The 241-nt window shown below is 71.0% G+C and carries 1 pseudogene; it reads right to left on the reverse strand.

Annotation, left to right across the window (positions count from 1 at the left end):
- Positions 1 to 241 (reverse strand): annotated as a pseudogene (locus BN358_RS27575) (hypothetical protein); the annotation flags it as partial.

The following is a 241-nucleotide window of genomic DNA, read 5'->3' on the forward strand; positions in this document are numbered from 1 at the left end:
CCGGGTCACTTCGGCAGACCTGCGCCAACTGGCTGGACGACAGCCAGGCGGTGACGCGGCTCGGGCCGGTCTCTCGGATGCTGACGACGGTCGCACCGGGGGCAAGGGTCGCACCCGGGGAAGCCACCCAGACCACGATCCCGTCCACCGGGGAGGTGAGTTCCGCGAGGGCGAGTTCCGTCCTGGCAAGCGTCACCGGCACCTGGCTGGTCTTTGCCGCGATCCGGGCGAGGTCCTGCAG

Origin of the sequence: Sedimentibacter sp. B4, from assembly GCF_000309315.1 — a bacterium.
Classification (GTDB): Bacteria; Bacillota; Clostridia; order Tissierellales; family Sedimentibacteraceae; genus Sedimentibacter; species Sedimentibacter saalensis.